We start from the raw sequence: 5375 nt of genomic DNA, 5'->3' as shown, positions 1-5375 counted from the left end.
AAAAAACAACGGTTTTGTATAATAGTGATAGAATATGTTTCAGAAATTTAATAATGAAAGAGTGAGAAGTTTGAAAGAAATATTAAAACTACAATATGCCATTATAGACATTGGTTCTAATACAATGCGCTTAGTTATTTATGAAAAACAAAGCGGGGGTTTTTATAAAGAGATTGAAAATACGAAAGTGGTCGCTAGGTTAAGAAATTATTTAGTAAATGGTGTATTAAGTGAAGAAGGAATAGAAGTATTATTACAAACATTATTTCAATTTCAAGAAAGTACACGATTCCATAAGTTGCATCATGTACTTTGTGTTGCAACGGCAACAATTAGACAGGCTGAGAATCAAGATGAAATTAAAAAACTTGTTGAAGGGCAAACAGATTTTACTCTTAGAGTTTTATCAGAATATGAAGAAGCGCGTTACGGTTATTTAGCAGTTATGAATTCCACTTCATTGTCAGAAGGAATTACAGTTGATATTGGTGGGGGGAGTACAGAAGTTACATACTTTCGAAATAGAGAAATTTTAGAATATCATAGCTTTCCTTTTGGAGCACTTTCTTTAAAGCAACAATTTATTCAAGGTGATATTCCTACTACAGAAGAGCTAGAGGAAATAAAAAATTATTTATGGTATCAATTTCGAACGCTACCATGGTTAATCGATAAAAAATTACCCCTTATCGCAATTGGGGGGAGTGCGAGGAATATGGTGAAAATCCATCAAAATTTAATTTGTTATCCTATAGCTGGATTACATTTATACAAAATGAAAGAAGAAGATATTAAACATGTAAAAGAGGAATTAAAAGAATTGTCGTTCATAGAGCTTCAAAAGATGGAGGGGTTAGCAAAAGATCGAGCAGATACAATTATTCCAGCGACCGAAGTCTTTCATATACTTGTTAACGTTATAGGGGCACCGGCATTTGTATTGAGTAAAAAAGGATTAAGAGAAGGTGTTTTTTATGAAGAATTAACGAAAGATTTGGGGATTTCGTACTATCCGAACGTAGTAGAAGAAAGTTTATATTTATTATCATATGAATATGAAATGGATATGGGATTTGTAATTCAACTTATTAAACAAGGAACATTGATTTGTAAACAACTGGAAGGAGCAGGACTTATTTCTATGTCGGAAAAAGACTGGGAAATATTCCATCAAGCGGCGAAAGTATTTAATATAGGGAAGTACATTGATGAAGAAGCGAGCCGCTTACACACGTTTTATTTACTAGCGAATAAAACAATTGATGGTATGATGCATAAAGATCGAGTTAGATTAGCACTTATTGCTTCGTACAAATCAAAAATGTTATTTAAACAACATTTAGCCCCATTTGAAGGATGGTTTGATAAAAGTGAACAAAAAAAAGTCCGGTTATTAGGAGCTGTTTTGCAATTTTCAGCTGCTTTAAATGTGAGACAAAGAGCGCTTGTTGAAACGATATCTATAACAGAAAGTAAAGAAGGATTAGCATTTAAAATTGTATGTGAGCAGTCGGCATTAGCGGAAAAAGTGCAAGCTGAAAAACAAAAAAAGCAGCTAGAAAGAGTATTGAAAACGAATATTAACTTATCATTCGAATCAAAATGTTAAGTTGTACGGATGTCTTTACGAAAAATTAACACTTTGGAATATTGTAATTTGATAAAATAAAAGTAACTAAATTATAGTAAAAAAGTTTCAAAGGGAAGTGTGAAGAGAATGGAATTGCTAAAGGGGAATTTAGTAAATTTAAATGATACAGCGTATTATAATAACCGCGAGTTGAGCTGGCTAGCCTTTAATGAACGTGTACTACAAGAAGCGCAAGATGAAAATAATCCACTTTTAGAAAGATTAAAGTTTATTAGTATTTTTAGTTCAAATTTAGATGAATTTTTTATGGTGCGCGTAGCAGGTTTGAAAGATCAAGTAAGTGCCGGATTTAATCAGCCAGAAAATAAAGCAGGTTTAACACCGAAGAAACAGTTAAATAAGATTGCGATAAAAGCTCATGACTTAATGACTGTACAGTATGATACGTTTAAAGGTTACGTATTGCCAGCGCTTGAACTAGAGGGGATTGAGCGTCTAACATTCCATGATTTGACGAAAGAGCAGAGGGAATTTATCGAAGAGTATTTTGATGAACAAATCTTTCCAGTGTTAACTCCTGTAGCTATTGATGCGTATCGTCCATTTCCAATGTTATTAAATAAAAGCTTGAATTTAGCTACTATTTTATACGATGAGAAGCAGGTAGAGGAAGAAAATCGCACGAAGTTAGGAATTGTCCAAGTACCTTCTTTACTGGAGCGTTTCATATTTTTACCGAGTGAAGGGCAAAAACACAAATTTATTTTATTAGAAGATGTAATTAGTGGTTTTACTCATAAATTATTCACAGGATATAACGTATCACCTGTTACTCGTTTCCGTATTACACGTAATGCGGATTTAACAATTCATGAAGAAGGTGCACGCGATTTATTAAAAGTAATTGAAAAAGAATTGAAAAAGCGTAAGTGGGGAGCTGCCGTTCGTTTAGAAGTTGGTAAAGAACACATTGATGAAAGAGTGTTAGCGTTATTGTATGAGGTGTTGGAAGTAAAAGATGAAGATGTGTACATGATGGATGGACCGTTAGATTTAACATGTTTATTCTCCTTATATAAAAAATTAGCGCCTTTATATGAACATCTTGTATATCCAGCTCTTATTCCTCAACCTCCTCAAGATTTAGGTGATGAGGAAGATGTATTTGAAAAAGCGATAGAACATGATATTTTATTACACCATCCCTTTGAGTCGTTTCAGCCAGTCGTTGATTTTGTCCGTGATGCGGCAGATGACTCGAATGTACTTGCGATCAAACAAACATTATATCGTGTAAGTGGAGATTCTCCAATAATTCAGGCGTTGAAGGTAGCTGCTGAAAAAGGGAAACAAGTGACGGTATTGGTTGAGTTAAAGGCGAGGTTTGATGAAGAGAATAATGTTCATTGGGCTAAAGAATTGGAACAGGCCGGATGTCACGTTATTTACGGAGTAAGTCACTTGAAAACGCATAGTAAAATTACGTTAGTTGTAAGAAGAAGAAACGGAAAAATTGAAAGATTTGTACATCTGGGAACCGGAAATTATAATGACGCAACAGCGAAGTTGTATACCGATTTTGGATATATTACATCGCGAAAAGACTTTGGTGTAGATGCAACAAATTTCTTTAATTATTTGAGTGGTTATACAAAAAAACCGCATTTTCATCATTTATCTGTTGCCCCGTTTGATATAAGAGAGCAGTTTATGGAGTTAATAGATGAGGAAATCCGTTATCATAGACAATATGGAAATGGATATATTATCGCTAAAATGAATTCGTTAACAGATAAACCGTTAATAAAAAAAATGTATGAAGCATCACAAGCTGGGGTGAAGGTAGAGCTCATTGTTAGAGGGACATGTTGTTTAAGGCCAGGGATTCCGAATGTAAGTGAAAATATTCGTGTAGTTAGTGTTGTTGGAAGATATTTAGAACATAGCCGTATTTATTATTTCCATCATAATGGAGATGAGAAAATATATTTATCTTCAGCTGATTTGATGACGCGAAATATGGAAAAACGAGTAGAAATATCCTTCCCAATTTTAGATATTGAAATGAAAGCGAGAATAAAGGCCATTTTACAGCTTATTTTAGCTGATAATGTGAAAACACGTGAACAAAATAAAGATGGTGACTATTATTATATAATTAATAGTAGTATAGAAGAAATTGATAGCCAAGTGAATTTATTTAAGATGGCGTATCAAAATACAGACGCTGAATAATAGAGAAAAAGTAAAAACCTCTTAATCGAAATTAAGAGGTTTTTACTTTTTTCCCTAATCACATGTTCCGTAAATGGAAGAATGAGTAAAGAGAATAGTTTTTATCCCGCTATTTGCTGGCAGTAAGACTCTCACCTCAAAATTCGGCGAATGTGAGGTGATTAGGTGGGAAATCAACTGCCCGTAAAAGCCCGATTGGTGAGGGCTAATAATCAGTGAGGATGCCCCACTGAATAAAGTTTCACTTTATTATAAGCGTGTGATGCGTCGGTTCGTTGAGAGAATAATATTTGGAAGAATCGTTGTTTTAAATTAGTAATAGTATGGTTGTTGACAAGGCCCTCCGTAACAAGGAAAGGGTGCTGGTGGTGGGAAAGGCGGTGGATATGGCGGATAAAACGGTCTAGGGCCGAAAGCTAATGCTCCACCGAGCAATCCTCCAGCAATTCCAGCTAGAAATGGAACGCCGAAAAATGGAAAGAAGCGTGAGTCGCCTGCTGGACCAATAGGTGCTGAACGAACTGGGATCGGTTGATAATATGGATACATGAACAAACCTCCTTTATTGGACTCATTTTTATCATATGGTGGACCAAGCGTGGATGAGCGCGTACAAGAAAGGATATGTAAGAAAATAGGCGAATTATTACGAATGTTGTAGGATGAAGAGTGTAATTTCAGGTTTTGACATAAAGCGGAATGGGACACGTGTTCTCCCAATACCTCGATTGACATAGAGAGTCAAACCTTGAATGTTATAGAAACCTTCAATATATTGTTTTGCAAGAGATGGGGTAATAATAGCACCTAAAAAAGGAAGTTGTACTTGTCCACCGTGGCTGTGACCAGAAAGCTGAAGGTTGATTGGATATGTAGCGATTTGTGGCGCGATATCTGGTTCGTGAACAAGAACTATTGTATAAATATGTTGTTTCGCATGTTGTAATGTCTCCTCTATTTTTGGTTTGCCTAGTAGTATATCATCGATTCCAAAAATAGAAATTTCACTATTGTCCAATAAACGAATTCGTTTTTCGCTATTTTGTAAAAGTTCAAATCCAGATTCACGCATGATGTGATCATAGTACTCAGTTCCGTATCCGCCGTGGTCGTGATTTCCATAAATAGAAAATTTACCGAATGGCGCTTGTATATTTTTTAAAATGGATGCAACAAAAGGGGCCTCAGTATATGTTTGGTAATTATCAATGAGATCACCAGTGAAAAAGACAATATCTGGATTTTCGGCATTGATTTTGGAAACGATTTGAGATAGGTGTTGGAGTGAGAAATAGTATCCTAGGTGTAAGTCGCTAAATTGAAGGATCTTCACACCGTGAAAACTTTCTGGTATGAGTGATGATTTAAGTGTGTGCTTTGTAAAAGAAAGCCAATGTGGTTCTATATATTTAGCGTAATAATAGCCGATGCTAGCGGTTATAAATGAATATAGACAAGTACGTATTCCAGTCTTTAAAAAATTTCTCCTTGTAATTTTCTTCATATACAGGTTACTCGAATCCCCCTTCAGTTTTTTTAAAATATATTT

4 protein-coding genes are annotated in these 5375 nt (G+C 34.8%); 2 read left to right on the top strand and 2 right to left on the bottom strand.

All coding sequences use genetic code 11. The features are described 5' to 3' along the window. The first annotated feature begins 34 nt into the window (after window positions 1–34). Together KI356_RS21380 and KI356_RS21375 are read left to right on the top strand one after the other, a co-directional pair. Entirely contained in the window at window positions 35–1609 is a 1575-nt protein-coding gene (locus tag KI356_RS21380) for a Ppx/GppA family phosphatase (protein ID WP_212936383.1), read from the top strand. A 108-nt stretch (window positions 1610–1717) separates the two neighbouring features. Continuing rightward, window positions 1718–3826, top strand: coding sequence for a polyphosphate kinase (locus KI356_RS21375; RefSeq protein ID WP_212936382.1), 2109 nt, complete (start codon window positions 1718–1720; stop codon window positions 3824–3826). 312 nt (window positions 3827–4138) lie between these two features. Here KI356_RS21375 and KI356_RS21370 read toward each other — a convergent pair whose 3' ends face one another. Together KI356_RS21370 and KI356_RS21365 are read right to left on the bottom strand one after the other, a co-directional pair. Beyond that, on the bottom strand, window positions 4139–4375 hold the full coding sequence (locus tag KI356_RS21370; protein ID WP_000283735.1) for a hypothetical protein: 237 nt from the start codon (window positions 4373–4375) through the stop codon (window positions 4139–4141). 97 nt (window positions 4376–4472) lie between these two features. Next, entirely contained in the window at window positions 4473–5330 is an 858-nt protein-coding gene (locus KI356_RS21365) for a metallophosphoesterase (protein WP_128281117.1), read from the bottom strand. Window positions 5331–5375 lie beyond the last annotated feature (45 nt).

Origin of the sequence: Bacillus hominis (genome assembly GCF_018332515.1) — a bacterium.
Lineage (GTDB): Bacteria > Bacillota > Bacilli > Bacillales > Bacillaceae_G > Bacillus_A > Bacillus_A hominis.
The sequence above is the reverse complement of the archived record's forward strand: the minus strand, read 5'-3'. Positions and strand labels throughout refer to the sequence as shown.